Source organism: Treponema lecithinolyticum ATCC 700332, from assembly GCA_000468055.1.
GTDB classification, from domain to species: Bacteria; Spirochaetota; Spirochaetia; order Treponematales; family Treponemataceae; genus Treponema_C; species Treponema_C lecithinolyticum.
Genome location: KI260564.1, coordinates 3,715 through 30,372 on the forward strand (window position 1 = coordinate 3,715; position 26,658 = coordinate 30,372).

22 protein-coding genes are annotated in these 26,658 nt (G+C 41.3%); 4 read left to right on the top strand and 18 right to left on the bottom strand.

Annotated features, from left to right (window positions below; translation table 11 throughout):
- Nucleotides 1–139: 139 nt before the first annotated feature.
- From HMPREF9193_RS04640 to HMPREF9193_RS04695, 13 genes are read right to left on the bottom strand one after another with little or no spacing between them, the layout of a single operon-like run.
- On the bottom strand, nt 140–1,600 hold the full coding sequence (locus HMPREF9193_RS04640) for a B12-binding domain-containing radical SAM protein (protein WP_021686920.1): 1,461 nt from the start codon (nt 1,598–1,600) through the stop codon (nt 140–142).
- Between the two features lie 21 nt (nt 1,601–1,621).
- On the bottom strand, nt 1,622–2,596 hold the full coding sequence (locus tag HMPREF9193_RS04645) for a glycosyltransferase (protein WP_021686921.1): 975 nt from the start codon (nt 2,594–2,596) through the stop codon (nt 1,622–1,624).
- Nucleotides 2,593–3,861: an oligosaccharide flippase family protein gene (locus HMPREF9193_RS04650; RefSeq protein WP_021686922.1), complete on the bottom strand. Its 1,269-nt coding sequence runs from the start codon at nt 3,859–3,861 to the stop codon at nt 2,593–2,595. Before HMPREF9193_RS04650 ends, HMPREF9193_RS04645 begins: the two co-directional genes overlap by 4 nt.
- Nucleotides 3,862–3,890: 29 nt before the next feature.
- Nucleotides 3,891–4,937 carry an acyltransferase gene (locus tag HMPREF9193_RS11020; RefSeq protein WP_021686923.1) on the bottom strand — a complete coding sequence of 349 codons (1,047 nt, stop codon included), beginning with the start codon at nt 4,935–4,937 and terminating at the stop codon, nt 3,891–3,893.
- 53 nt (nt 4,938–4,990) lie between these two features.
- Nucleotides 4,991–5,809, bottom strand: a complete 819-nt coding sequence (locus HMPREF9193_RS04660; RefSeq protein ID WP_021686924.1) for a hypothetical protein — start codon at nt 5,807–5,809, stop codon at nt 4,991–4,993.
- 17 nt (nt 5,810–5,826) lie between these two features.
- Nucleotides 5,827–6,771 (bottom strand): glycosyltransferase family 2 protein, encoded by a 945-nt coding sequence (locus tag HMPREF9193_RS04665; protein ID WP_021686925.1) that lies wholly within the window; start codon nt 6,769–6,771, stop codon nt 5,827–5,829.
- A gap of 3 nt (nt 6,772–6,774) precedes the next feature.
- Complete coding sequence (locus HMPREF9193_RS11470; protein WP_021686926.1) at nt 6,775–6,900, bottom strand: hypothetical protein; 126 nt, start codon at nt 6,898–6,900, stop codon at nt 6,775–6,777.
- A 14-nt stretch (nt 6,901–6,914) separates the two neighbouring features.
- Nucleotides 6,915–7,337 (bottom strand): hypothetical protein, encoded by a 423-nt coding sequence (locus tag HMPREF9193_RS04670; RefSeq protein ID WP_021686927.1) that lies wholly within the window; start codon nt 7,335–7,337, stop codon nt 6,915–6,917.
- A gap of 15 nt (nt 7,338–7,352) precedes the next feature.
- Nucleotides 7,353–10,310, bottom strand: a complete 2,958-nt coding sequence (locus HMPREF9193_RS04675) for a bifunctional fucokinase/fucose-1-phosphate guanylyltransferase (protein WP_021686928.1) — start codon at nt 10,308–10,310, stop codon at nt 7,353–7,355.
- Nucleotides 10,310–11,170, bottom strand: coding sequence for an ABC transporter permease (locus tag HMPREF9193_RS04680; protein WP_021686929.1), 861 nt, complete (start codon nt 11,168–11,170; stop codon nt 10,310–10,312). Before HMPREF9193_RS04680 ends, HMPREF9193_RS04675 begins: the two co-directional genes overlap by 1 nt.
- Nucleotides 11,171–11,184: 14 nt before the next feature.
- Complete coding sequence (locus tag HMPREF9193_RS04685; protein WP_021686930.1) at nt 11,185–13,023, bottom strand: aminotransferase class I/II-fold pyridoxal phosphate-dependent enzyme; 1,839 nt, start codon at nt 13,021–13,023, stop codon at nt 11,185–11,187.
- Nucleotides 13,024–13,038: 15 nt separating this feature from the next.
- Nucleotides 13,039–13,824: a DUF6675 family protein gene (locus tag HMPREF9193_RS04690; RefSeq protein ID WP_021686931.1), complete on the bottom strand. Its 786-nt coding sequence runs from the start codon at nt 13,822–13,824 to the stop codon at nt 13,039–13,041.
- A complete protein-coding gene (locus tag HMPREF9193_RS04695) occupies nt 13,821–14,405 on the bottom strand; it encodes a winged helix-turn-helix transcriptional regulator (RefSeq protein ID WP_021686932.1) in 585 nt (194 codons plus the stop codon). The genes HMPREF9193_RS04690 and HMPREF9193_RS04695 overlap by 4 nt, the downstream gene beginning before the upstream one ends.
- A 321-nt stretch (nt 14,406–14,726) precedes the next feature.
- Here HMPREF9193_RS04695 and HMPREF9193_RS04700 point away from each other — a divergent pair, with 321 nt between their 5' ends.
- From HMPREF9193_RS04700 to HMPREF9193_RS04710, 3 genes are all read left to right on the top strand, one after another.
- Nucleotides 14,727–16,295 carry a glycogen synthase gene (locus tag HMPREF9193_RS04700; RefSeq protein ID WP_021686933.1) on the top strand — a complete coding sequence of 523 codons (1,569 nt, stop codon included), beginning with the start codon at nt 14,727–14,729 and terminating at the stop codon, nt 16,293–16,295.
- Nucleotides 16,276–16,785 carry a TIGR03546 family protein gene (locus HMPREF9193_RS04705; protein ID WP_021686934.1) on the top strand — a complete coding sequence of 170 codons (510 nt, stop codon included), beginning with the start codon at nt 16,276–16,278 and terminating at the stop codon, nt 16,783–16,785. Before HMPREF9193_RS04700 ends, HMPREF9193_RS04705 begins: the two co-directional genes overlap by 20 nt.
- Nucleotides 16,786–16,863: 78 nt before the next feature.
- A complete protein-coding gene (locus HMPREF9193_RS04710) occupies nt 16,864–19,077 on the top strand; it encodes a TIGR03545 family protein (RefSeq protein WP_021686935.1) in 2,214 nt (737 codons plus the stop codon).
- 52 nt (nt 19,078–19,129) lie between these two features.
- Here HMPREF9193_RS04710 and lplA read toward each other — a convergent pair whose 3' ends face one another.
- The 5 genes from lplA to HMPREF9193_RS04735 all read right to left on the bottom strand — a co-directional run bounded on the left by lplA (nt 19,130) and on the right by HMPREF9193_RS04735 (nt 25,653).
- Nucleotides 19,130–20,122, bottom strand: a complete 993-nt coding sequence (gene lplA / locus HMPREF9193_RS04715; protein WP_021686936.1) for a lipoate--protein ligase — start codon at nt 20,120–20,122, stop codon at nt 19,130–19,132.
- Complete coding sequence (gene lipA / locus HMPREF9193_RS04720) at nt 20,119–21,012, bottom strand: lipoyl synthase (protein ID WP_021686937.1); 894 nt, start codon at nt 21,010–21,012, stop codon at nt 20,119–20,121. Before lipA ends, lplA begins: the two co-directional genes overlap by 4 nt.
- Nucleotides 21,013–21,036: 24 nt before the next feature.
- Nucleotides 21,037–22,596, bottom strand: a complete 1,560-nt coding sequence (locus HMPREF9193_RS04725) for a P83/100 family protein (RefSeq protein ID WP_021686938.1) — start codon at nt 22,594–22,596, stop codon at nt 21,037–21,039.
- 111 nt (nt 22,597–22,707) lie between these two features.
- Entirely contained in the window at nt 22,708–24,486 is a 1,779-nt protein-coding gene (locus HMPREF9193_RS04730) for an outer membrane protein assembly factor BamB family protein (protein ID WP_021686939.1), read from the bottom strand.
- Between the two features lie 3 nt (nt 24,487–24,489).
- On the bottom strand, nt 24,490–25,653 hold the full coding sequence (locus tag HMPREF9193_RS04735; protein WP_040847606.1) for a class I SAM-dependent RNA methyltransferase: 1,164 nt from the start codon (nt 25,651–25,653) through the stop codon (nt 24,490–24,492).
- A gap of 47 nt (nt 25,654–25,700) precedes the next feature.
- Between HMPREF9193_RS04735 and HMPREF9193_RS04740 the strand changes: the two genes are divergently transcribed.
- The gene (locus HMPREF9193_RS04740; RefSeq protein WP_021686941.1) at nt 25,701–26,636 is read left to right on the top strand and encodes an alpha/beta hydrolase; all 936 of its coding nucleotides are present in this window, start codon (nt 25,701–25,703) and stop codon (nt 26,634–26,636) included.
- Nucleotides 26,637–26,658 lie beyond the last annotated feature (22 nt).

The following is a 26,658-nucleotide window of genomic DNA, read 5'->3' on the forward strand; positions in this document are numbered from 1 at the left end:
CCCCCCCCCCCCCGATATTTTGTGATATAGATTCATTTTGTATAGAAATGAGATAGGGTAATATTTTATTGAACATAGGACGGAATATTTCCGTATCTCCGCCCTGATACATTATTTCATTATTAGTCTTTTCCATAAACTATTTCCCTCTGAAGTCTGTTAAGTGACCAAGTACTTTTCCGGCTGCACGAACAAAAAACTTTATGTCATCAACACTTCGAATACTGAATAATCTTCTAAGTAAAAATTCGGGATTAAAGGCAACCTTATATACGGATTGTACAGCCTCTTTTAATTTTTCATCACCCACCGGCGTTTTCATTACCGGACGGCGCATATCAAATTCTTCATAGTCTTCCGTTTGCAACCAGCCGTTTTCTTTACATTCCTTATATAAGGGAGTGCCGGGGTAGGGGATAACAACTGTTGCTTGTAGTGTATGAGCATAGCCTTTTTGTAAAAGTTTACGTCCAAGTTTTACTGTGTTTTGAATTTCTTTTTCACCTTCCCATGGATATCCAAACATAATTGTTACATGAGGAGAAAGGCCGGCTTTTTTTGCCAATCGACAGCTTTCTATCATAGCTTCAATTTTTTCCCCCTTCTTTATTCGGTCCAAAGTTGATTGGTTTGCGCTTTCAAGACCGAACAGAACGAAACGGAAGCCTGCTTTTTGCATCAGTTTATAATCTTCAAAACTTAAGGCACAAAAGCGCATATTACAGTCCATAATAATTTTTTTATTATAGCCCCGTTCTATCATTCCTTTGCAAAAAGTTCTCAGCCATTCTCCGACGGGAAAAGCTCCCGAATCATCCATAATTTCCTTTACACCATATTTTTCGATCAGTATGCCTACTTCATCCAAAAGTTGTTCCGGAGTTCGCGTTCTATATGAGGGGTATAGGGTTGTCCAGCTGCAAAAAGTACACCTATGATACCAACAATCCCTTGATGCATACGTATAGGTTCCGGGGAGACGTTTGTAATTACCATTTTTTTTACTGTATAATTTCCAGTCAGTTAAATCTCTGTCGATCATAGGTAATTTATTTAGATCTTGATTTAATTGGAACTGTCCTGTATTTTTTACACTGTGATTTTCTCGGTAATAGATTCCCGGTTCCAGATTTTGAATTTTGCATTCACCCTGAGAAATATTTTCACAAAGATTTGCAAGTAAAAAATCATAATTTCCGCCGGTCAATACAAAATCAACAGAACAATTGTTCATTGTTTCATCAGGAAACGCGGTGACATGATCACCTACCATAACAATAAAGGTTCGAGGATTTATTTTTTTTAGCTCGTCAACAATTTTCCAGTGCATTTTCAAAACAGGAGCTTTTGATTCAAGCATGATAAGGTCAAAATCTTCTTTCTTAAAGAAATCTATAAATTGTTCGTATGTCCACTCCTGTGCAATTGCATCATTCCATACAACTTCATGCCCTTTTGTTTTTAAATAAGTTGCTGCATAAGCTGGTACCATGGGGTAAATATACGTAGGACTATTAAACCATTGAAACTGTCTGTTTTGTCCCAAAAGGGGTGTTCCCTTTGTACTTGTAAGTGGCGGATAGGAAATCGCTATTTTCATTTAAACTCCCATAAAAATAAACTATCGCGGTAAATCTTTACTGAATAAACCGACCAATGTAAAAAAACCATACGTTATATGTGTTGCAAATACACCAAAGAATGCAAGTAAACTTATCAAAGGCGTTTTCAGTTTAAATACTGAAATAATGTCTGCAAAAAAATATAGTCCTAAAACGGAAAAATATACCGGCCACAATACAGGAAAAAGCATACACGCTATTGGACCTAAAAAAACGCCGAGCATAAAGCACAAAGGTAATAAATACGGGATACGTAACGATGTTGCTGAAAGTCTTTTCATAAAATACCCACGGTGCTTTGCATAATTGGCAATCTGTTTTAAATGTCCTCTGAATAATTTTCTTCTATGGTGATAAACAAATACTTCAGGGCAGTAAATTATTTTTTTGCCCAGTTTTTTTGTTATATCTAAACACAGTTTTGTATCTTCGCCGGGATAAAACGAAGAATCAAAGCCTCCGATTTTTTCGAATACATCACGGCGCACGAGCAAATTGACGGACGGTAAATCATCATCCAGCGTTTGTTTTTGCGGTTTATATCTTCGTATATACGCTCCACTACACAAATAAGATTCAAAAACTCTACCTGAAGCTTTTTGTAGCAAGGAGTCGCTGTCAGGTGTTACAGCAGGTCCGCCTACCGCCCCAACAGTTTTATCATCAAAGTATTTTACGGCATTTTTTAGCCAATCAAAACGAGGATATGCATCGTCATCTATAAAAGCAAAAATATCGCCCTGTGCATACTTCAAAGCCATATCACGTTTTTCTGCAGGCCCTGTTTTTCCGCTTGCGATTATACGAATCCGCGTATCCGAAAATATCTTAGGCAGCTTATAGTCCGGTAATTCATCGGGGAATATGAGGATTTCAAAATTGGAATAATCCAAAGATAGTAAGTGGGGTAAGGCTTCGTGAATGTAGTCATTTAGAGCTTTTACCGGAATAATAATTGAAACACACAGATTCAATTCATAGCTCCTATTTGTTTTATTTTACATTTTCTGTATTCATCATATAGCAATACAATAAAAATGATATTACCGATAAAACTTGCAAAAAAAATATTTACCATAACTTGGATAAATGAAGCATGAAATAAACACGTCCCTATAATCTCTATTAAAACTGCTATCCCGAGCGGTAAAATACAAATATATTTTTCTTTTGCCAAAAAATATGTAAAAAAAATATTAATTATGCTTAGAGGAACAAAAGCAAAACCGTAAAAGCGAACTAACTGAGTTGCATTTACATATGCATTTCCCAAAGAAATTAAAACGATAAATTTTGAAAACAATAGTAAAAAAAATGCGCCTAAGATGGACAAAACAACGTTTAAGAGTATTGCTTTTAATAAGAGTTTTTCCGAGGTGTCACCGGCGGCGGTGTTTTCGGCAACTAAGGGAAAAATAACCAACGCTATCGCTGCAGGAAAATATATAATAGCTTTTCCGAATATTGCAGCGGAAGAATAAATTCCTGTTTCATACGACGAAAAAAACAATCTCACGAGCAGTATATCCGCTTGCATAAGAGTATTATAAAATATATAGGCTGAACCGGTTAGCACAAAGTATTTAAAAATACCAATCTTGTCGGCAACGTAAACTGTTTTATCATGCATAAATATTCTATAAAGAAGTACATAAAAAAAAGAAATTGTAAGGATCCCGGCGAGCAATCTTCCAAATAATACTCCGGTTTCACTATGACCCAACATTGCAGCACCTGCTCCGAAAAATAATACAGACATCGGAAACAACATAATGACGATAGCCAATATTTTAAAACGCTGCAATCCTTGAAACATACCGACTATCCACATTTGTATATTCGTTAAAGAAAAGTAAACAATTGTTATAAAGATATTAATATATGATATGTGAACCCTTCGCCCTAAAATTACCGCGAAAGTTGCAGGCACAAATGTAAGAAGTAAAATATTAGGTAGTAAAGAATGAACGGTGAATCTGAAAAAGCCGCTACAAAGCTCATTACGAGCTTTTAGTTTTGATATTTCGTTCGCAACAAAATTTTGTAAAGGAAGAGCCGTTATTGCAAAAAGAAAATTGAAAGAAAGAGCTGTATTTAATATACCGTAAGATTCAACTGACAAATATCGTGCTGTTACAATTTGGAAAAGATAGGCACAAATATTAGCCACAGTTGTTGCAATAAGTAGGAAAGTACTTGTCTTAATAAAAGATATATTATATTTATTACTAATCATCATAGTTATGTGCTCTAACTAATGTGTGTGGTTTATACGAGATATTTTTTAAAAATAGGTATTTTTCGTATTAAAAATACAACTATTGCAGAAAGGACAAAAAAAGCAATACTTATTACCGGTATATATAAAAATCCCGGCTGTAAATAGTGTTTTATATATTTTTCTAAAAAATGTATAAGCAACTCATGTATCAAATATATACCAAAAGTAAGGTTTGCTATAGACCGTAGCTTTTTTTTACGAGAAGCCGTAAAAGTTATTCTATCGCAAATATTTTTACACAAGATAAATACCGCTACCGTTATTACTGTACTAAAAAAATTAAAATACCCGAAATCGCCTGTCGGAGTTATTTGTATTACAGTATTTTGTTCTTTTGCAGTTATTCCGATAAAAACCATCGTATACAAAATTACCAAAATGGCACAACAATAGACTATTATTCGAGTTACACGTTTTAGCTCATATTTTGAAAAATAGTACCCTGCAAGGTAGTAAGCGATATACCGAAGAATTTCAGTGCAAAGAACTTCAATAAAATAATACTTATTATCCTCTCGACCTATATATATATATATATATAGGATAAAAGATGTAAGAAATACGGCTACTGTAAAGATCGCTGTGCTATACCGGTTTAATCTTTGCAGAATTAAACGCAAAACAGGTGTTATGGTATATAACACAAGTATTATACATAAAAACCATAAATGAGATGATGATGCCGTATGCAATACACCTGATACGGAAATTGTACCTTGTAGTACTATGCAATAGATTGCCGACCACAATAACAGCCTTATTCCTATTTTAGGAATCTGTTTTATATATACTGCCTTTACTGTTCTTTCTTGTCGTTCATCAAGAAAAAATATCCCGCTTATCATAACGAATACGGGTACACACCATAAAGTAGTTTTATTATAGATATTCATAATTTGCCAGTTTAAAGAATGAATCGGCGTATCATAGTAGTAAATACCTATTGTGTGTACCATTATAACTCCAAAGGCAGCTATAATCCTCAATACATCAGGATATATCAGACGTGCTTTTTCGCTCTCTCTCGGTTCCATTAATAACGTGTCCTTTGATTATTCAAATACATCAACTCACAAATAAAAAAATGTTACTTTCGCTTTTCACGAGAAAGTATATTTTGAAATTTTACTATCATGTTGGGATTTGTTTCCAATATCAAAGTCCGGATACATCTTTTTAATTGATCCCAAGAAGATAAAACGCCGCGTTTTGTTAGATCAATAGAAATATCATTGTAATTACATATCTGTAATGCAAGATGTTCCCATTTACCTTTATGTACAACTTCAATGTATGGAAATATTCTTTTACGTGTTCCATAAATCGGCATTGTATAGCTTTCTTTGTCATACGAAATTTTTCTTTCAAAATCCCAAATATTGTCTGCTTTTTTCATAAGTGTGAGTAGAAAGTTCCTGTTCCAAACTGAACTTTGAAAAGATAACCGGTATGGGGAGCCTTTCGGATATTCTATATATTCCTCCGGTGCTACATTTGCAGGCTGTGTTTGCAGTATTTTTGACTGTAAAACTGTGTTATCGCCCAACATTTTAATACAGCCGCTTTTATAATATTTAATATCATGAATTATTTTTTCAATTTTATTTGTGTTAACGTAATCAATCAAAAAATAATCGTCACAAAGTAGTAACACGTAAGGTGTTGTCAGTTGACTTAAAGCTATACAAATAGTTTCCGCGGAGCTCTTCCTTCCTTCCTTCCTTCCTTTGTCGCATAAGATAGTTTCATCAAACTCTTTACATATTATGCTCTCGGAAATTAAAACAAGTTTGTAAGGACAATCTGACCAAAATTTTCTAAAAAGTTTTATAAAGGGTATCCATAAATCGGAATATTTATCGCAGGATGTTACCAATATGGTGAGGTTTTTATCAAAATCTTTCATTTTTCTCCCTCTGAAACTTAATTCACTCTTTCCCGTATCACATACAGCGGGCGGTTTACTACTTCATCGCGTATCTGTCCGATATACAAAGCAATTAAACCAAGCGCCATAAGAACAATTCCCAACACGAGCGTATTCAGTACAATTACAAAAGAAATGGAACTAAACATAGGGCTTTTTAGTATAAACCTAAACAAACACATTACACATAGTAGTATAAAACTGACACTAAAAATAAAAACTCCGAAATAGCCTGTTATGCGAAGTGGAAAAAGCGAAAAGCTTGTCATACTGTTTACAGCCAAACGGGTAAGTTTTATAAAAGAATAGGTTGCTTCTCCGTGTATTCGCTCAGGAGCTACAAATTCAATATATTCGGTTTTAAACCCCAGCCAATCGATAAGCCCGCGAAACATTCTGTTATGTTCGGTAAACTTTTGTAGTACAGTAATAACTTTTTTATCAATTAATTTAAAATCGGTTGCATTTTGCGTTAAAGGACTGTCTGCATTTTTGTTCATGATCGAATAAAAAATTTTAGAGCCTATATGTTTAATAAAAGCTTTTTTCTTTGTTGCCTTACGGATACTGGCAACTATATCAGCACCATGTTCCCATTTTTCAATAAATTGGGGTATCAGAGCAGGGGGGTGTTGTAAGTCGGCATCCATAAAAATTGCAGCGTTTGTATCACCTGAACAATTTTGTATGCCGGCTGTAAGAGCAATTTCTTTTCCAAAATTGCGGCTAAAGTCCAAAACTTTTACACGTTTATCTTTTGAAGCTAGTTTGTTTAAGACGGCAAATGAATTATCTTTGCTGCCGTCATTTATAAAAATCAACTCCCAATTATATGAAGGAACCTCGTTCATCGCGTTTTTACATGCCTCATACATGGGTAAAATATTAGCTTTTTCATTGTATACGGGCACTATAAGAGAAATAAGTTTTTTGACTTTCATATTTTATCCTGCCAAACTGTTATCCGCATTAATTAACATATCCGAAATAATGGTTTCAATATCACTTTTAAATTTTTTCCATTCAGGATCTTTTATCCACTTAATATATTTAAGTTCGGCTTCCGGCATATCTTTTAATATTTCTACAATGACCGGTATTTCAATGCCTGCCTCTTTTTGTCGAGCTTCACAGATAATATCCGCCGGTCAGATAAAAATGTGTGTTGCAAGTTTTTATGATATTCAGAACCCCAGCTTGAAGCGGGTAAAGGCTCTTTTCGTAATAATCGGAATACGGTATCATATCTTTTCCTCAACACTTTGGAATGAATTTGCATTAGCAGTTTCGGTGTATACGACTTGAGTATATTTTCTATGCCCCACAGGGCAACAATTCTGTGCCAGCTTACCCGTTCGAGACAGCGTACAAGTAATTTTTCCGAAGTAAAGGGACCGGCTTTTTCTTTTTTCCCGTTGATTACATCAAGTAATTCATCTTCTGATACTTTATAATCCCACGCAAGACCCGTAAGTATGTCGTTTTTGTCCTGTGTACTTAGCTGCATGAGGCGAACTTTCTCCTACGACCGGCTGATTTCCAAGCCTTTGGTGTTCAAACTTATGCCGACAAAACGGGCGCGCTCGTTTATAGGATGTTCTTCCAAAATGCGGACTATCCTTGACACGGCATCTGTATCTTTTGCGCATATGAGCATGTAGCCGCCGCCGCCTGCTCCGGGCAGTTTATAGCCTGCAGCATAATCGTCTATCATGCGTATAATGCGCTCTATTTCTTCGTTGCTTGTACCGCTGTCGAGTTTTTTGTTCAGCTGCCACGAGCGTAAAACAGCGCGGGCGGCGCTTTCATAGTTTCCCGTTTGAAAGGCGAGGGCGCTGTTATATGCATGCTGTTTTATATCGTGCAAAATGTCGAGCGTTTTTTGTTCATTTAAAAACATCGACTTTACGATTTCGGCTAAAATGCTTTTTGCCGTTCGGGTAATTCCCGTGTAATACAAAAGCCAGCAAGGCGCCGTTTGCGCGTCCGTAAACAAGCGTTCGTTCAGCCAACCGACGCCGATATTGTTTTGAATACCGCTCGAACTTTCAAGCAATTTAAGACCGCCGAATACCGCTCCGTATTGGTCTTGCCAGCCGCCGCCGGTTGTTAAAAGCTGCTCGAGTATGAGAACGCGGTTTGCCGTTTCGTGTTTACTCCAATTAAGTGAGCATGCGTTCGAAAGCGTTCCCAAAACGGCGGCTGCAAGCACCGAACTGGTTCCGAGTCCGGAGCCTTTGGGAATGGCGGCTAAAAGACTTAATTCCAAACCTCCGCCCATGGCATCAAGCTGCTGCTCAAGTGTTGCAAAATGCTGCGTGCAAAAATCGGGATAAAAGCCGCACAAACACAAGGCGGCTTTGGGAATAGCAAATACCGATCCTACTTGATTAAAGGCGGCAAGGCTTTTGTAAGAGCGTACTTCTTCACTTTTTCCGTTATCGATTGAGCGAAGCCGTATAACTTTTTCCGGAATAGAGCGCACATATACTTGAACGGGCTGCTGTCCGTTTAAATCGACGGCAGCGTTTAAAACAGAGCCGCCGTTGATATTGCAAAAGGGCGGAGTGTCGCTCCAGCCGCCTGCTATATCTATACGTACGGGACTTCTTCCCCACACGATTTGATCCGAATATAAATCGTAGCGCGGCATAACGGGAAGTGCCGTTTGCACAATGGCTTCGCGCAATATGGCAAAGGCTTTATCGCTTTCTTTTTTGACCAAGCGTTCGTCTTTGCCGCACAATTCGGCAACGCGGCTTTTGAACATAGCGTCGCGCATGCGGTTTATATATTCAGCATCGGAAGAAAGATGCGCCGGAAGTTTTAAACCGTGCTTTGCGTATAATTGCGCGCCAACCGCCAAATCGCTTTGGTAAAACACGCTTTTTTCGTAGTGTTTTGCCAAAACGCTAAGGTTTTCCGTGCAATAACCGAGCCGTTGATTGTACAAAAAGGGAATGTCGCAGTGCGTGCAGATTTTGTCGGCAGACAAACGCTTGGCGGAAAGCCAGTTGTTTGCAGCTTGTCGGCATTCTTGTGCGCTTAGTTTTTCATCCGGCTTTGACGCAATCATCCAGTTGAGTAAAAGCGGAACTTCTTCTTTTTTTACGACCGGAAAAAGCGGCGCACTTTGAATGTCTGTTTCAAGCTCGATACCTGCTTTGCCTGCGTCTATGCTGCGCCGGGTAAACCACTTTGTAATCGCTGCGGAACACCACTGCGTTTTTTCGCTGCTGCAATCCCCGCGGAACGAATCGTTTATGCCGTAGGGGCGAATACACCATGCGATATTTCTGCCATTTTGAGCGCTGCGCACGGGAACAAAATCGACACAGATACCTGCAGGAATATCAACCGTCCAATTGTTTACAGGTGCGCCGGTAATAATTGTATTTTCCCGCAGCGTCCATTTTTTTCCTACGGTGCTGTTTTCTATCCAAATATTGCGGTGTGCCGTGTTCCATTGAACATCGATATCGGCATTTTGTGTAAAAATACTTGGGTGGGTTTTTATTTTTTTATGCCAAATTGAGCGCTGATCTGTTACAAGGTTTTGGATCTTTTCGGTTGACGAAATAAGTTCTGCGCTCGTTCCGTAGTGATAAAACTCTCCTTTGTTGAGGCATACGACGGCAACACTTAATGAAGCGATTTCTTTGTCATGCAGTGTCGGATGAGTTCCCATTGCGGGTCCAAAATCGGAATATAAATCATAAAAACGGGGAGGCGGATTCACGCCGGAGCCGCAAGATGCACCGGTACCGGTTCCGCCGGTTTTGGGTATGCATTTTTTTTCAAGCACGCCGAGTGCTTTGTCGCTTAAAATCCATATACCCACATCCATCATAAAAAAGCTGTTTTGTCCGATTTTTTCAAGTATGGCAGGGGATGGTTTTTGCAGCATGCAATCCAAAATGTTCGGGCTTTCTTTTTTTACGATAAATACACCGTGATGAGAGGCTGTTTCAGCTTCTGTCCACATACCAAAGCATACGACGTCGGCATCGGGTAAAGTTTCGGGAAGCTCATCGGTGCGCACCAAAATATCGCCCGATGCGATAAGCGTATTTTGATTTTCCGATGTCAAAGCCATAAATTTTTCATACAACCGGCTTTGAATGTCTAAAAGTGTTTGCGTAACACTTTGTCCGATTGCCCAGCGAAAAACGGGAATCGGCGTCAGTAATTTTCCCCACACCGCATAAGAGGGCAGGCGTCTGCTTTGTCCGCCTGCGTGAATGATAATGCGTTTTTCAGGTCCCGGCGCCTTTATGCTGATGTTTTTATTTTTACCGGCTGTTTTTGTGCTGCCCGCTTGCATACGGCTTTTAGACAAAAGCCATGCGGTCGCTCCTCCCGAACCTATTTTTACTCCCTTAGGATCCGAAGCGGCAATATACTGCCGATCTTCGGTATCGGGAACAATTTTGCTCCAGCACGAGGCAAGGTTTTCAGGTACGGACAATAAATACTGCATTAAATCACATCCACAAAGGTGCGCTCGTTGCGGTTAAACAGCACCAAACCGAAAAACATAAATGCAAGAGTTTCGGCAATGCTGATGATAATCATAGAGACGGGAATGTTTCCTGCACCGTAAAACCAAATGCGGAACAGTTCTATGGGCGCGCTCATCGGGTTTACGTAAAACACCCACCAAAACTTTTGCGGCGCTTCGGACAGCGGATAGACAATCGGGGTTGCATACATTGCAAGCGAAAGCCCGAATCCCAAAAGCTGGTTTAAATCGCGGTACTTTGTCGTCAGCGCCGATATAATCATGCCGAAGCCGGTTCCCATAGCGCCCACCCAAATAACGAGCAGGGGCAGCGCCGCGATCCACCATGAGGGCTGCACGGGCGCTTTTATAACAAGATAGTACACGTAAAAAATCATGAGTGTGGCAAATTGAATGCCCAGTTTTATCATATGGCCGACGGTAGTGGAAATAGGAACGGTCAAGCGCGGAAAATAGACTTTGCCGAAAATACCCGAATTGTTTGAAAAACAAGCTGCTGCGCTGTTAAGGCATGCGGTAAAATATGTCCACAACATAGTGCCTGCAAAATAAAAAAGCAGGTACGGAACACCGTCGGTACCTATTTGCGCAAGGTTACCGAATACAAATGTGTACATAACCGTCGTTACCAAAGGCTGCACGATGTACCACAACGGTCCCAAAATCGTTTGTTTATATGCGGTTACAAAATCGCGCTTGATAAACATAAATACCAAATCGCGGTAGCGTATCAATTCGCGGATCTTTAAATCCAAAAGCCGGTTCTTCGGCTCAAGAATCATATCCCAGTGGTCATGGGGTGCTGCGCTGTTTTGCATTTTTTAATACACCTTTATAATAATTCTTGCAATGCTTTTATCAGTTTGTCGTTGTCTTGCTTTGATCTGACGGCAAGCCTAATAAACTGTCCGTGCTCAAAGCCGGTTTTTGAAGACAAATCCTTTATAAAAATATTGTATTTTTCAAGTAATTGCATGGTTAATTTTGACGAAGTAAGTTTTTCGGTCAGTTTGCACAAAATATAATTTGCTTGACTTGCATAGGGGTAAAGACCCGGTATGCCGCGCAATAATTCAAAAAAGCGTGTACGTTCGGCGGCAATTTTATCGCAGCCTGTTTTGTAATCGGCTTTGTATTTGTCGAAAATCTGCAAAAAATATTCTGCAAAAGAATTGATATTCCAAATGGAAATTTCTTTGCGCAGTTTTTGTACGAGTTCTGTACGCGAAGAGGCTGCAACACCTAAGCGCAAGCCGGGAACGCCGTAGCTTTTGCTTATGCTTTTGATTACGATAAGACAGGAATATTTTTCCAATATGTCATCGTTAAAAAAAGTGTAACGTATATCGCTTTGGGCAAAGTCTATAAACGATTCGTCAAATACGCAGATAATATTTTTTTGTGTACAGTATTCCAACAGTTTTTCTGCATCCCGTTTAGCGATAAAATTGCCGCTTGGATTGTCAGGGTTTATTAAAAGAACAGTACCGATTTTTTTACCGTCTTTTTCGGCTTTGTCGAGCGCGCTGATAAGTTCTTGTGTGCCGTATGAAAAAGTTTTTCCGTCCGCATACAGGGGAACAATGCTGTCTTCGCCGAAATGTTTTTTAAATCGTTCGGGATATTCGTTGAATGTCGGATGAACGGTTAAAAAGGGCGCTTTTAAATACGGCGTGAGTGCCGAAATCAATTCTGCAGCACCGTTTCCCACAACCGTTTTTTCAGGAGCTATGCCGAAGATTTTGCCTGCCAAAAGTGCTTGCTCTGCGCTTCCGCTCGGGTACTCAGTTAAAAGCGTTTGAAAATTTGCCTTTAATTCATTTACCAATTTTTCCGGCGGAAAATATGGATTAACCAAATAGCAGTAATCGAGCATGGACGGAAAGCGCCAATAACCGCCGTATCGCTTTTGCATTAATTCAAGTTTTTTTTCTTTGCATGCAAAACGGTTTGAAGCAATCGCCAAATCCTGCATATCGTCTATTTCGTACCAGCGTTCGCCGCTTATCGGGTATGCGCGCAAATTGGTGCAGTCCAAAAATGAAATAACTTTTAAAACCTGTTCATAGTATTCGTTTTGACCGTATGCTTTTTGGTATGCCGCTAAAAAAGGTACGTAGTACTTGCTCGAAAATTCTTTCGACAGTTTATAAATGTTTACCGTTTTATAATAGTCGCCAATGTTTTCCCATAAAAACTGTTTTTTGCCGAGCATGCCGGTTATATTGTTTTGTGAATCGATGAGCGTTACCGTTCCATCCATCCACGGTTCAAAATGAGAAACCACCGCCAAATTGGGTTCGGGGTTTTCAATCAATTCGCCGATTAGTGCAGGATCAAAAATCAAATCGCTTTCGAGCAAAATCGTGTCGTCTTTTTCAAGCTCGTTCGATGCTAAAAACAGCGAATAGATATTGTTTGTTTTATCGTACACCGGGTTTTCTATCCACGTTATGCGCATTTCGGGATATTTTCCGTCAAGGAATTTTTTTAATGCATCTCCTTTGTAGCCGATAACGATAATCATCGTGCGGATGCCGGCTTTTAAAAGCGCTTCAATGCAATATTCGATAAGTGTTTTTCCGTTTACCGGTACCATGCACTTGGTAGCGTTTTGCGTATACCTTCCGAGCCTTTTTCCCATTCCTGCGGCTAACATAAGAGCTTGCATTTATTTTTATTGTCCTTATATTTTTTCAAAAATGAATTTACAAAAAGTTTTTATGCGGTTTATAAATGACGTTTCTATTCGGTCGCGCAAAAAAAATACGCTCGGAGCATGAACGCCTCCGATGCCGTACAAAATAACAAAATCGCCGTATTCAAATACATAGACCAATGATTTCATATTGTATTTTTTTATTATGGTCATATTTTCGTATTTGACTATACTGTTGTTTTGCATTGTATACAAAAGTTCGTTTTCGTCGGAAAGCAATTCAATGTTAACGTTTATATTGCCGAACGGGTTCATAAACAAATCGGCGTTCATAGTCATTCCCGTATCCGTTTTTTGGGATTCTAAAATTTCGGCACTTGAATACAAATCGTAAAAGCGTTGATTGCGTTCAGACCAATAGGGAATGCCGACATAGCTTTCTATATCAAGCAAAAGAGGCCGGATACGTTCGATAAGGTTTTCGCCGGTACTGTTGTTGCCGGGCTTTTCGCTTCCGCCTGATAGTTTTCGTATTTGAATTACTTCAGCCAAATATGCAGGGCGTAAATCGTTTACGGTATCGATAAGGGTACGCGCGTATTCCGTTACGGGGTTAAGAGTCATGTTTTTAGCTTTTCCGATATTGCGGATTAGAATTTCGCCTGAAGCAAGTTTTTCTTTTTCTTCAGAATTTAAGCGCGAATTGAATGCGCTAAATACGTCAACGGAATTTTGAGCGTAAAGAGAAAAGCCGGTTATGTATGCGGCTGCAAATACGCACAAGATTGCAAAGCGGTAAATGTTATTTTTCATACTATTTCTTTTTCCCGTAAAATATGCATAATGCTGGTAAAGCGGACATTGTTGTCAAAACTAAGAGTAAGTGTTTTTTGGGTATGTTCATACTGTTCTTCGTCTGAAAAAACGACGACGGTATTTGCTGTGCATACATCTTGCAAAGCTGTAGATGAATTAAACGCTGCTTTTTTATAAAACGATAATTTGTATAATCCGCACGCATAGTCAAACAAAAATTCCAAATCGCTTTCTCCTATTAAAACGATTTGATTGCATCCGGCATTCACAGCTTCCGCTGCAAAATGGCTGATACAATTTTTGTATTCACTCATAAGGCGCGCCGTATTTTTAAAATAACGTTTGCTGCGCGAAGCAAGCTCTTTTATGCCTTCGGAAGTTAACACGTAACGGATATTCCGTTTTGAAATCTTTTTCATGTACAGCCAGCCTTTGTCGGCAAAGCGGCGCAAAAGAGCGTTTGTCATTCCCAGCGATAAATTGGTGTTTTGTGCAAGTTCCCGCTGATTCAGTTCGCTGTTGCTTTTAAGAGCGCTGTGTACATTTGAGAGTAATCTAAGTTCGGAATCTTGTTCCATTGATTTGTTTTAGGTATCGGCGTTTTCGGTTAACCGGTTAAAAGTGTAGGGTGAAAGTTGAAAGTAAATTTTCTTTTTTATTGCATTTTATTGCAAAACGCAAAAAAAATGGAAAAGGTGAATGACTTGCCGAAAATCTTTGCCGCCGAAACAGGCTAAAGGTCGGTAAGCCAGTTGTTCAACTTGTGAACAATATAGCATAGTCTTTAACTTAGTGCAAGCACTTAATATTATTTTTCACACAAATCATACATTGTATCTTCCGTTAATGTACGTTTTATGCTATATTACGTTTAAGATTACGCTCAAGCGGGGTACAGGATGAAGATTTTGATGGTAAGTGCCGAAGCCGTTCCCTTTGCAAAAACGGGCGGTTTGGCGGATGCAGTGTCTGCTTTATCAATTGCATTGCACAAACAAGGTCACGACGTCCGTATTGTACTGCCGCGCTATTACAATATCGATAAAAAAAATCTAAAAAAACTTGAAGGTCCGATGGGCGTTCCCTGCGGTTACCGCGAAGAATGGACGGCGGTTTATACGGCTGATATGCCTTTGAAATCGCATGTTAAAGAATGTCCGCTTCCGCTTTATTTTATAGACCACGAACAAGCATTCGGTAGAGACGGCGTATACGGCACGGCACAGGAAACCGACTTTGCGGACAATCCGTTTCGTTTTGCTATTTTGTGTCAAGCGGCGTTTAAGCTGTGTAAAAAATTGCACTGGTATCCGGATATCTTTCACGTTCACGATTGGTCGGCAGCCTTTGCAGCTGTTTTACTCAAGTTTAACGAACACACCGAGGTGCAAAGTCCTTTTTTCCGTTCGGCAAGCGTATTGACGATTCATAATTTAGGTTATCAGGGAATATATGGAAAACATAATTATCCGTGTTTGGGACTTGCATGGGAGCATTTTTATGCGGCTGGTTTTGAAGACTACGACCGAATGAATTTTCTAAAAGCCGGTATTACCAGTGCCGATATGTTGACGACCGTGTCGCCGACGTATGCGGCGGAAATTCAAAATGCAGCGTACGGTTTTAGAATGGACGGTCTTTTGCGCGCCAGAGCTGATGATTTAACCGGTATCTTAAACGGTGTGGATACCGATGTGTGGAATCCGGCTTCGGATACGAAAATTCCGTTTCAATATATTGACAGCGACTGCAGTACGGATGACGCCGGATCCGGCGGATGCAATGCCGGCAGCGGCGAGCGCGGCGGAAAAGCAAAAAACAAAGCGGCATTGCAAAAACTGTTCGGCTTTGAAGTTAACCCGGACATTCCCCTGATAGCTATGATCAGCCGTTTTGCCGATCAAAAGGGGATAGCCGAACTTTTTGCCCCCGGTTTCGGCTGTGTATATGATATGTGTTCGAATATAAAACTGCAGTTTGCCGTCCTCGGTTCTGGTGAAAAATGGTGCGAAGACGAACTGCGCGTTCTTCAGGCGAAGTTACCGAATTTCCGCTGCCGCATCGGATACGACGATAGTTTAAGTCATCTTATGGAAGCCGGAGCGGATTTTTTTCTTATGCCCAGCAGGTACGAACCCTGCGGTTTAAATCAAATGTATTCACTTTTGTACGGTACGCTTCCCATAGTGCGGCGCACCGGCGGTCTTGCGGATACGGTTGAAAACTACAACGAGCAAACCGGAGCGGGTACCGGATTTATGTTTGACGATTTAACGCCGCAAAGCGTTTATAATACGGTAGGCTGGGCTATTCACACGTGGTATAACAAAAAAGAGCATATATATGCAATGCGAAACCGCGCAATGAAAATGAAACAGCAGCTGGGCTGGGATAAATCGGCACAAAAGTATGCAGACGTGTATGCAAAGGCATTAAAACGGAGGGAAGATGTTTGCACCGATCGTTAAACTTTTTAAATCTTTAAATACAAATTCACATCCGGGCGAAATTGCCCATGCGGTCGCCATAGGAATGGTGCTGGGCTTTATGCCTAAAAACAATGTGTTGTGGTACATACTGTTTGTGTGCTTTTTGTTTATCCGGATTAATAAAGCGGCTTTTTTGCTGACGGGAGCTGCAGTTTCGCTGATTATTCCTTTTGCCGACCCTTTGTTTGATACCGTAGGTTATGCTTTATTGAATATGTCTTTTATGCAAAATTTTTATAAAAGCTTGTTCGATATTCCGTTTGTTTCATTTACCCGGTTAAACAACACGGTAGTTGCAGGATCGCTCGTTGTAAGCTTGATATTGTATATTCCTGTATACATCATTATAAGATTTTTAATATTGTTATGGCGGAAATACGGTGCAAAAGCATGTGCACAAAGCAAAGCTTTTAAAATTTTGTATAAACTTCCGCTTGCAGTTAAATTAAAAAAACTGTTTTTCCGCTGATTGCAGCGATGTAGTCACGTTAGTCAGCGTGCCGATGTCAACGCAACGGCGCATTGGTAACAAAATAAGGAGCATAATATGAGTACGACAGATAAAAAAATTACGGCAAAAAAGCTTCCATCACTTTTAAAAAAAGCGTACAGTGAAAAACAGCTTGAAAACAAATTGCTTAAAAAGCTGTACATAGCCGGCGACCGTGAATTTATGTCATCATATTTTGTCTCCGATTCAAAACAGCCGAATAAAAAAAGCATTCGGCAAAATACAGAATTAAACAAAGCCGACTTTATACGCTTAAAATTACTTGCCAAACAAATAAAAAAACAAGGGTTACGCGTTAAATTCATTCCTTTAGCCGCTGTTTTAATTTTTATAGTATCGTTGTGCGCGGTAGTGTTGCTTTTTAAAGACAGTTTGGTAAAAAGCGCTTTAATACACGTACTGCAAAATGCGGCAGGAGCAAAAACCGAAATAGGTTTTGTACACGTAGGAATTTTGGATTCGGTATTAACAGTGAAAAATCTGCGTGTTGCCGACAAAAATAATCCGATGAAAAATATTTTTGAAGCTCAAAAAATAGAAGCCGATTTTAATTTAACCCAGCTTTTGAAGCGCCGGTTTGTGTGTGAAAATCTTGAAGTATCCGGCATGGCTTTCGCTACGGAACGGCAAACTTCCGGAGCACTTTCCAAACGTGAACAAAAAAAACAAAGTAAGCGCACGGCAAAAGCCGGCAGTAAAAAAAGCGGCAGTGTTGCCGCGCTTATAGAACAAAAAAAAGACACGGCGCTGGATGCGACAAAACAAACTATAACCCGTGTGTTTGAAAAATTCGATCCTAAAATGCTTATAGACGATGCGCAAAAAGATTTGCGTTCGCCTCAAGTGGCACAAAAAGCACGCGAACAAATAGAAAGCGTTTTAAGCACTTGGGAAAACCGTCCCGAACAGCTCGAAAAGTCGGTAAGCGATTTTTCACAGAGCGTGCAAAAGCTGATTGAACGCGATTATAAAAAAATTACAAATATCGGCGAACTGCAAATAGCTTTTGAAGAATTAAACCGTGCCGCGCAAGACGGAAAAACCGTATCGCAGCAAGTTCAAAGCGCTGTTTCTGATATAAAAAAAGACGGACAAGCCGTGCGCCGGTTTGCAAAAGAAACAGCCGATGCGCTTAAATATGATACGTCCGTAATTGCCGAACGTATTAATAAAGTGCGTTCGTTTAAAACGGACGACGGCAAAAATCTTATTTCGCAAAGTATAACTTCGGTTATTTGCAGTATTTTGGGAAAGTATTACCCTTACGCACAAACTGCCGTCGACACGCTTGTAACAATAAGCCGAAACAGTGCGCACGGTAAAAATAAAGACAGGACAAAAAAAACAAAACGCTCGTCTACACCCTTACACCGGCTGCAAGGCAGAACAATCGAGTTTGGCTCACGTTATCCTTCGTTCCTTATTGAACGGGTATATGCAAGCGGAACGGGATTTGAAGCTCAATTAAACGATATTTCAAATGATCCTGATATGTGGGGAAAACCCGCAGCGCTGAGCGCAAAGCTTGATGAAAAAGCCGTAAACGGAACGGAAAGACTGCATACGGTTAACGCAATTGTCAATACGGGAGAAAAAACGGACTATCCTTTAATACATTTGACATATGAGGGAACGGGCTATAAACTTTTTTGGAAAAATACCGAACAGCTTCCCGGCATTCCCTCTCTTAACGGTACGGCAGCGTTGCACTCAGACTTTGAAGCGTTTAAAGCCGGGGGATTTGCCGCAAAAACCGCGTTGCGGATAACCGATATGGATGTATCATCCGGCGCATTCGAACCTGAGTTTGTGTGGCGCATATATAATCGTTCGCTTGCTTCAATACGTAAAATGGAATTGGGAATAAATGCCGCCGTATCGGCTGATTTGGAATTCGATGTGGATGTTGTTTCGGATGCGGATAGCGTTTTTCAAAACGCTTTAAAAAACGGCATAAATGAAGAACTTACGCAAATAAAGCGCACTGCGATTAAAACGGCTCAAGCAGAGCTTGAAAAATATACCGGCAGCGTTAACGAAAAGCTAAGCGATTTTAATGTTATTGAAAAAAATATATTAAAGCGCCAGACGGAATTAACCGGTTTGCAAAACGAACTTGAAGAGCGTAAAAACGAAATAAAAAAGCGCATAGAACGAGGCGCGCTAAATGTACTCAAAAGTGCGGCAGCTGAAACCTCAGGCGATATTCAGGATACGGCGGCAACGCTAAAGGGATTGTTCGGACGCTAACACAGCGTGTAGAGGACATGCGGTATTTTTATTTGCAGTGCTTTGATGTGCTTTAATCGATAATGCTTTCGACTAAATCCCGTTCATCGAGTAAATAAAAAGCGGTGTGCAGTTTTTTATTGTGAACCGTGCGCTCTATGTCGGCTTTTCGGTACGGAATGCCGCACAAGCTTTTTTCTACGGTGCTTACCGGAATATTTCCCGTTTCAAAAAAATCGCCGCATATACTGCACGAGACGATAATGCCGTTTGCAATTTGCAGCCGTATTTGAAAACCGCCTGCAGCATATCTTTTTTTCCGTTCAATATCGAAAGCGGGCGAGCAGCCGTAGTTCCATTCCCATGTACGGAATTTGGCAGCGGCGCCCTGTTCGATATGTGCTGCATCATCCGATGTTAATTCGTATTCGGTTCCGCTTGTTCCCAGTATACCGCGTACCATGCGTTCTTTAAACTCTTGTACCGTAAGCGGATTTTCCATAAACTCGCTTATGTTTGCAACACGCTCTCGCACCGACTTTATGCTTTTGGAAAAGATTTTATCTTGCGATACTTTAAGGCTGTCGGTTAAAGCTTCTAAATCGGTTTTGTACAAAATGGAGCCGTGGTGCACCATAGCCGTTTGTTTTTTATATTGAGCGTTTCCCGAAATTTTTTTTCCGTTAACCGTTATATCGTTTCTGCTTCCGAAAGCGGCAGGTACTCCCATATCCTGAAGTACTTTTATAACCGGCTGTGTAAAATATTTAAAAGAGCTGTTATTTTCATTGTAATTTTTAATGATAAACGAAAACTGCCATGCGCCTTCATCGGTGTAAATGGCGCCGCCACCCGAATTTCTTCGGACGACGTTTATGCCGTGTTCCCGCACGTAGACTGCATTGATTTCTTCGCTTGTGTTTTGAAAACGTCCTACCATAACGGTCGGCGTTGTGCGCCAAAACCAAAACAAACAATTGTCGAGTGTATCTTTTTGCGTTAAAAAATACTCTTCAAGGGCAAAATTAAAAAACGGGTCGGTACTGTTGCAGTTTATATATGTCATTGCAAAAGCCCCGTACCGATAAGCGCTTCCGCTGCATTGTACGAGCTTCTGACAAATGGTCCGCTTGCAACGTAACGAAAGCCTTTTTGCATACCGATTTTTTTGTATGTTTCAAATTGTTCGGGTTTTATGTATTCTGCAACGCCGATGTGCTGTTTGCTGGGACGAAGATATTGACCTATGGTTATAATATCGCAGCCGGCAGATCGTACATCGTCCATAACTTTATACACTTCATCTTCGGTTTCGCCCAAGCCAACCATAATGCCGGTTTTAGTAACCAAGGGTATTCCATTTGCCGCCGCATAGCTTTTTGTGTAACGCAGCACTTCAAGCGAACGCTCATATACGGCTTGCGGACGGACGGCGGTGTACAAGCGCGGAACGGTTTCTACATTGTGGTTTAATACGTCGGGCGCCGCGTTAAGCACAGTATCTAAATTATTTTTTTTTGCGTGCATATCGGGGATGAGCACTTCAAGTTTTGTGCCGCAGCATATATTTTTTACCGCGCGTATCGTATCGGCAAAATGTGCGGCGCCCTCATCGGGTAAGTCGTCGCGCGTTACACTGGTAATAACGGCGTATTTTAGATTGAGCTTTTGAACGGCTTGGGCAACGCGCAGCGGTTCGCTTTTGTCTACGGCGGAAGGACAGCCGCTTTGCACATTGCAAAAACTGCAGTTTCGGGTGCAGTTTTTGCCGAGTATCATAAATACGGCAGTGCGTTTTTTATAACACTCGGCTAAGTTCGGGCACGCGGCTTCCGTACAAACGGTATTAAGTGACAAATTCCGCACTAAACCTGCAACTTGTTCAAGCGAACCGCTGCGGTACTTTACCGTAAGCCATGCCGGCTTTTTTAAATCTGCCGGATTTTTTAAATCCATACGCGCGCCGAACCCAAAGTTTTTTTATTCTACACCTTGCAAATTGTCGGCTTTTAAAAGTTTGGCAAAGCCGTATGTATCGGTAACCGTAATGCCTAATTCGCTTATCGTAATAGGAGTTGCCGGATTTACCGGTACGTTTGATTTTACTACTTGTTTTAAGTCCGCACCGTATTTTGCGGCAACATAATTTTTTCCATCTTGGATAATAACGTAGTAAAAAGCGCCTTCTTTTACCAACACCGAATTGACGGCAAGTATTTCGGCGGTTTCGCCGATTATTTCCATTGTTTTGCCGTCGAGTTTTACCAATTTAACGGCAGCGTTTCCGCCCGTTTTACCGGCAACCGCAATAAAATCTTTGCCTTCGGGGTATATTACCCGGTTGCGTATAACGGTAACCGGCGACTCTTTTACCGTCCGTCCGGTTTTAGTATCTACAAGTACCATACCGGAAAGCAATTCTCTGTCATCGGTAATTTTAAGACCGTAAGCTGCGGTAATTACATCGTCGAGGGCAGCATTTTCACGGATTAATTGCTGCTGGTCTTTGGCAATTTCTATGCGTTCTTTTTGTGCTTCGTTTTGTTTTTTATCCGCAACCGCTTGCTCTTTTTCAGCAGTTTTTTCCAAATCATCGGCTTTTTGCTCCGCTTGTGCCGTTTTTTCTTCTTGTATAATTACTTTTTTTTCAGCTTCTTCTGCTTTTTTTTGAGCTTGCTTATCTGCAGGTTTTGCTTCAGCTTCTTTTTTGGCAAGTGCCGCTTCTTTTTTTGCTTCGTTTAATTTTTCTTTTTCAACTGCCGCTTCTTTTTTTGCTTCGGTTGCTTGGTTTTGCGCTTTTTCGGCTTTTGCTTGCGCTTTGTCGGCTTCCGCTTCTTTTACGCTTACCATATTTTTACGCTCTTTTATTCCCTTATCCGGTTCTTTTTGCATGGATTCAATAACTTTTGTATCGGAAATAACGCTGGTATCGACGGTCGCTGCTGTTCCGCCGCGTATGTCGGACAAAGGAATAACGATTTGTGTTTTTCCTGGCCAATCGGCATAGTTTACCGACAAACCGACTTTATCGGCGCTCAAATGTTTGGTAACCACGTTTTTATATTTTTTATAAAATGTATCGATATTGCTGCGGTACACGGCATTGTACACGGTAACAAAAACTGCAAGCGTTTGCGCCGTTTGTGCAGGATACCCGTATGCCGTTTCCAAATACGCACCGATAATGCGGCGCAAATTGTCCACATGGTCTACACCGGCTCTTTCGCCCAAAATTAAAATATCGGCATCAAGTTTTTCGGTAACTGTAGGGTCTACGGCATGAATAACGTAATAGCGTGCCGTTTGCCCGGCATTTGTTTCTTTTTCAAGGTTTTTTGCAATTACTTTTCCCAAACCGATTCCGATTTTACGGATTTCGTCTATGGTATTGATTATTTGATGAGGTCCCGAATAGTTTATAAACACAATTGAATTGGCAGAGCCTGCCGATTCAAGTTCCGCTTTATCGACTTCCAAAGCGGGGGCAAAAAACTGCACTGCCAATAACAGTGTACACAAAACCGACGTATATCTTTTCATATTTTCCTCCTAACTAAAAGCCGAGCGTGCTATAGTATAACGCAAAAGGGTAAAAAAAGCTAGTAAGTGTGACGGCGTGTAACGGCGTGACGGCTTATAATACATCGTCTTTTACGAAACCGGAGTTTCCAATTCTATAAAGCGCAGCATAATTTCCCGCGCACGCGTTTGAACCGTGCTGTCGTTTCCGGGAAGCAGCATATCGGCAAGGATGGCTTTACCGCGTTTGGTAAAAGCGGGGCGTCCCATATAGCGGCAAATGTAATACACCGCTTCTCCCAATTCGCCTAAGACAGCCGGAGAAAGCGTTGTTTTTTTTCGGTGGTACAAACGCTCAACCGCTTCAAGCATTTGTCCGTCAGGATCGTTTCCCAGTGCCGCGGCGCAGCGAAAGGCTGCGGCGGCGAGGGCAGGGTCTTTTTCGTTTTGTAATATCAGCGGTACAACGTAATTGAATTCGGTGCTTTCGAGCAATCCTACAAGCGTTAAAACGGCGGTTTTTTCTGCTATGTTTGAAAAATACCGCTCGCTGCTTCCGTATTGTTCTTTATAATCGTTTAATATTGACACAATGCGTTTTTTGTACACGTTTTCTTTTGTGCCGTAATCGCCTGCGCTTAGCGTTTGTGCAATATCCGCAAGCGAAGCTTTTTTTATTTTTTTATCCTCTTGCGCTTTTTTTTCGGCTTGCGCAGTTTTTGTGTTTGCGTATGAACCGTAGCGCAGCATAAGCGGCTTGGGTAAAAAATCGGCGCTTTTTTCTTCGGTGTCGTTTTCAAGTGAATATGCCGATATTACCCAATTTTTGTCGCACAGCACAAGGTACAGCGACGAAGTTACCAGCGGAAAACGCCCGGCGCTTTTTACCGTTTTTTGCCACAAAAGCGTTCCGCCTTTTTGCCGCTCGTTTTCCTGCGATGCGTATGAAGCGGTATACGTTCCGTTTACCGATGATAAAGCGAATACATAGCGTCCGGTATCGTAAGCTGCAAAAAAATCACCCGACGGTTTGACTTGCCCGTCGTGTTTTGTCCACAGTACGCTGCGGTCGTTAAACGAATATTCGGCAAGGTTAGAATCCGAATACAAAACGCAAAAACCGCTTTTACCCGGTATAATGCGCTGCGCCGTGCCGCTTGTATCTTTTGTTTTAAGCGACCACAATGTTTCGGTAGTATTGTTAACTACGGCGGCGCAGCCGACCGTTCCCGTGTCAAAACCCAATATAACGCCTTCGCTGTGCGAAGCTATTGCCGAGATTTTTCCGGTAAATACGATTTCTTCAATCGGTTCTCCGTAAGGCGATATGCGTATGCCCGTGCTCGCTCCGTTTTTGGTAAAAGAGGGAATGTACAGTATGCTGCCGTCGTTCATCTGAGTAAGCGGTAAACCGCTTCCTGCAGGCAGTTCGGTGATCCATTTGCGTTTTCCGTTCGAACCGTAACAGCTTACCGAATTTTTGCCGGCAACAAAAACTCTGCCGTCGCGGCCTTGCAAAGGATCGCTTACAATGCTTTCTTTGGGAACGGTTTGCCAAAGCAAAATGCCGTCGGGGCTGTACAGCGACAGTTTTTTTCCTGCAGAAGATACCGTATATACAAAGTTTTGGTCGGTAACGGAAAACCATTTTGAAGGCATGTCCTGCAGCCGACGTCTCCAAATAACCGTGCCGCTTCCCGTACATGCGGTTAAAATACGACCTTCGCTTACGGCGACAAAACCGTAGCTTGTACGTTTTGGGGCGCTTACCGCTTCTCCGCCTAAAACCGCTTGCCACGTATTTTGACCTGTTTCATTTTGTGAACCGGCAGCAGGCTCGGCAGCATAAACAAAAGCGGCACAAGCGCATGTGCACAAAAGCAAAAATACCGTTTTAATAATACTTTTCATACTTTAGTTTTCCTTTTTTAATTTAAAAAATGCCAGTGTTTCTATATGCGACGTTTGCGGATAAAAATCCAGCATATACAGTTTTTCCATAATATAGCCGGCTTGCAGTAAACGCTTTGCATCCCGTGCATGTGTTGCAGGGTCGCACGAAAGAGAGCGGATAAGGGGCGGCTTTTTAGCGCATATAAATTCGAGCACTTCTTTTTCTATGCCCGTTCTGGGCGGATCTATTATAAGCGCATCAAAGCATGCGTTTTTTGCTTTTGTACTGCGCACCCAGTTTTTGCCGGAAAGCATGTACACTTCAGGTGCCGCCGTAATGCCGTTTAGTTTATAATTTTCTTTTGCATAAGAAGATGAAATTGCGCTTAACTCCACGATACTCACTTTGTCAAACCGTTCGGCGGCAAAAAGCGACAGTACCCCTGTTCCGCCGTACATATCCAATAAATGCTTTCCGTGCAAACCTTCGCCGATAAGTGCAAGCGTTTTTTCGAGCATGGGCAAGTTCGACTGAAAAAATCCGTTTACGTCAAAACATAGAGTTTTACCTGCCAGCTGCACAACGCAGCGCGAATTTGTATCCGTACTGCACGCAACAAGCTTTCCGGCTTGACGCGTGTTATCAGCAAGCAAGCGCTCGTCGGCAAAAACGCAAAGGCGCTGCGTTGTGCTTAACTGTACACGCTTGCTTTGCAGTAAGTTTCGGATAGCCGGTACCGCACAAGGGCAGTCGTCAAGCGTAACGGCATCGTGTGAGTTCCGCCGCTTTAAACCGCCTTTATAAAACTGAAAGCGGCTTCGGTACTCGGTCGGCTGCGCTGATACGCACTGTATTTGCGGTACCGATCGTGCGTGTTCGCCGAGCGTGCGAGTTATCAGATCTTCAACAATTTGTTTTTTTAATTGTACTTGCAATTCGTAATCGGCATATTGGAAATTACAGCCGCCGCATATACCGTACACAGGACAAAAAGGCTTTTGTCTGTGTGCGCTCGGCGTAAGCACTTGCAGCACTCGTGCCGTATCGTAGTCTTTTTTTGAATTGACAATCTCTATGTTTACGGTTTCACCGGGAAGCGCGCCCTCATAAAATACGGTTTTTCCGTCTATTTTTGAAATGCAATTACCGCCGAAAACCATTTTTTGTGATATAATGGTATACACACATTAAAGTATAACGCGGCTTAAGATAAGCTGCAAGGGGAAGAACAATGGCTGAAATGATGACAAACACAAGCTTTATTCAAACCGAAGACGGTGTACGGCTTGCCTTACACACATACGCGCCGAAAGAAGGGCAAATAAATGCTGTTGTTGTATTGTGCCACGGTATGGCAGAACACGCGCGCCGCTACGAACGCTTTGCCCGTTTTTTATGCGAACACGGTATAGCTTTTTACGCATATGACCAACGTGGGCACGGACAAACGGCGCAAACGCAAAACGACATCGGCTTTTTAGCCGAAAAAAACGGATTTGACCATGTTGTCCTTGATCTTCGCAGAGTAATTGCTGTTGCCCGCGGCGATTATCCTACAGCACGGGTATTTTTATTCGGTCACTCGTTCGGCTCTTTTGTGTCTCAAGGATTTATAGAAAGATTTTCCGGCGATATTGCCGGCTGTGTTTTATCGGGAACTGCAGGACCGCGCCGATTGCTTGCCGCATCGGGTCATGCAATTGCAGTTTTGGTAAAAAAGTGTAAGGGCGCGCGTTATCGGTCAAGCTTATTACATAACCTGAGCTTCGGTTCGTATCTTAAAAAAATAAAAAACGCAAAAACCGAATCCGATTGGCTGTCGCGGGATACAGCACAAGTGCAAGCATATATCGACGACCCTTTGTGCGGCTTTGTGTGCACGGCAAGTTTTTTTTGCGATTTAACCGGCGGCTTGTACCGCATTCACAATAAAAAAAATATTGCAGGTATTTCAAAAAAACTGCCGCTGCTGTTTATTGCAGGTACTGCAGACCCTGTCGGAAGTTATACTGCTACAATCAAACGTCTTGCCGCGCAATACCGTGCAAACGGTATGGGAGATGTAAGCGAAATTTATTATCCTGAAGGGCGGCACGAAATGCTCAACGAAACGAATTACGAAGAAGTTCAAAACGCCGTTTTAAACTGGATAACACAGCATCGTTAAGCCGCCGAACGCAAGCGCTCTA

Coding starts and splice junctions, on each gene's coding strand:
- HMPREF9193_RS04640 (WP_021686920.1), bottom strand. CDS start 1,600: ATGAAAATAGCGATTTCCTATCCGCCACTTACAAGTACAAAGGGAACA.
- HMPREF9193_RS04650 (WP_021686922.1), bottom strand. CDS start 3,861: ATGATGATTAGTAATAAATATAATATATCTTTTATTAAGACAAGTACT.
- HMPREF9193_RS11020 (WP_021686923.1), bottom strand. CDS start 4,937: ATGGAACCGAGAGAGAGCGAAAAAGCACGTCTGATATATCCTGATGTA.
- HMPREF9193_RS04660 (WP_021686924.1), bottom strand. CDS start 5,809: ATGAAAGATTTTGATAAAAACCTCACCATATTGGTAACATCCTGCGAT.
- HMPREF9193_RS04665 (WP_021686925.1), bottom strand. CDS start 6,771: ATGAAAGTCAAAAAACTTATTTCTCTTATAGTGCCCGTATACAATGAA.
- HMPREF9193_RS11470 (WP_021686926.1), bottom strand. CDS start 6,900: ATGCCGGAAGCCGAACTTAAATATATTAAGTGGATAAAAGATCCTGAA.
- HMPREF9193_RS04670 (WP_021686927.1), bottom strand. CDS start 7,337: ATGCAGCTAAGTACACAGGACAAAAACGACATACTTACGGGTCTTGCG.
- HMPREF9193_RS04675 (WP_021686928.1), bottom strand. CDS start 10,310: ATGCAGTATTTATTGTCCGTACCTGAAAACCTTGCCTCGTGCTGGAGC.
- HMPREF9193_RS04680 (WP_021686929.1), bottom strand. CDS start 11,170: ATGCAAAACAGCGCAGCACCCCATGACCACTGGGATATGATTCTTGAG.
- HMPREF9193_RS04685 (WP_021686930.1), bottom strand. CDS start 13,023: ATGCAAGCTCTTATGTTAGCCGCAGGAATGGGAAAAAGGCTCGGAAGG.
- HMPREF9193_RS04690 (WP_021686931.1), bottom strand. CDS start 13,824: ATGAAAAATAACATTTACCGCTTTGCAATCTTGTGCGTATTTGCAGCC.
- HMPREF9193_RS04695 (WP_021686932.1), bottom strand. CDS start 14,405: ATGGAACAAGATTCCGAACTTAGATTACTCTCAAATGTACACAGCGCT.
- HMPREF9193_RS04700 (WP_021686933.1), top strand. CDS start 14,727: ATGAAGATTTTGATGGTAAGTGCCGAAGCCGTTCCCTTTGCAAAAACG.
- HMPREF9193_RS04705 (WP_021686934.1), top strand. CDS start 16,276: ATGTTTGCACCGATCGTTAAACTTTTTAAATCTTTAAATACAAATTCA.
- HMPREF9193_RS04710 (WP_021686935.1), top strand. CDS start 16,864: ATGAGTACGACAGATAAAAAAATTACGGCAAAAAAGCTTCCATCACTT.
- lplA (WP_021686936.1), bottom strand. CDS start 20,122: ATGACATATATAAACTGCAACAGTACCGACCCGTTTTTTAATTTTGCC.
- lipA (WP_021686937.1), bottom strand. CDS start 21,012: ATGGATTTAAAAAATCCGGCAGATTTAAAAAAGCCGGCATGGCTTACG.
- HMPREF9193_RS04725 (WP_021686938.1), bottom strand. CDS start 22,596: ATGAAAAGATATACGTCGGTTTTGTGTACACTGTTATTGGCAGTGCAG.
- HMPREF9193_RS04730 (WP_021686939.1), bottom strand. CDS start 24,486: ATGAAAAGTATTATTAAAACGGTATTTTTGCTTTTGTGCACATGCGCT.
- HMPREF9193_RS04740 (WP_021686941.1), top strand. CDS start 25,701: ATGGCTGAAATGATGACAAACACAAGCTTTATTCAAACCGAAGACGGT.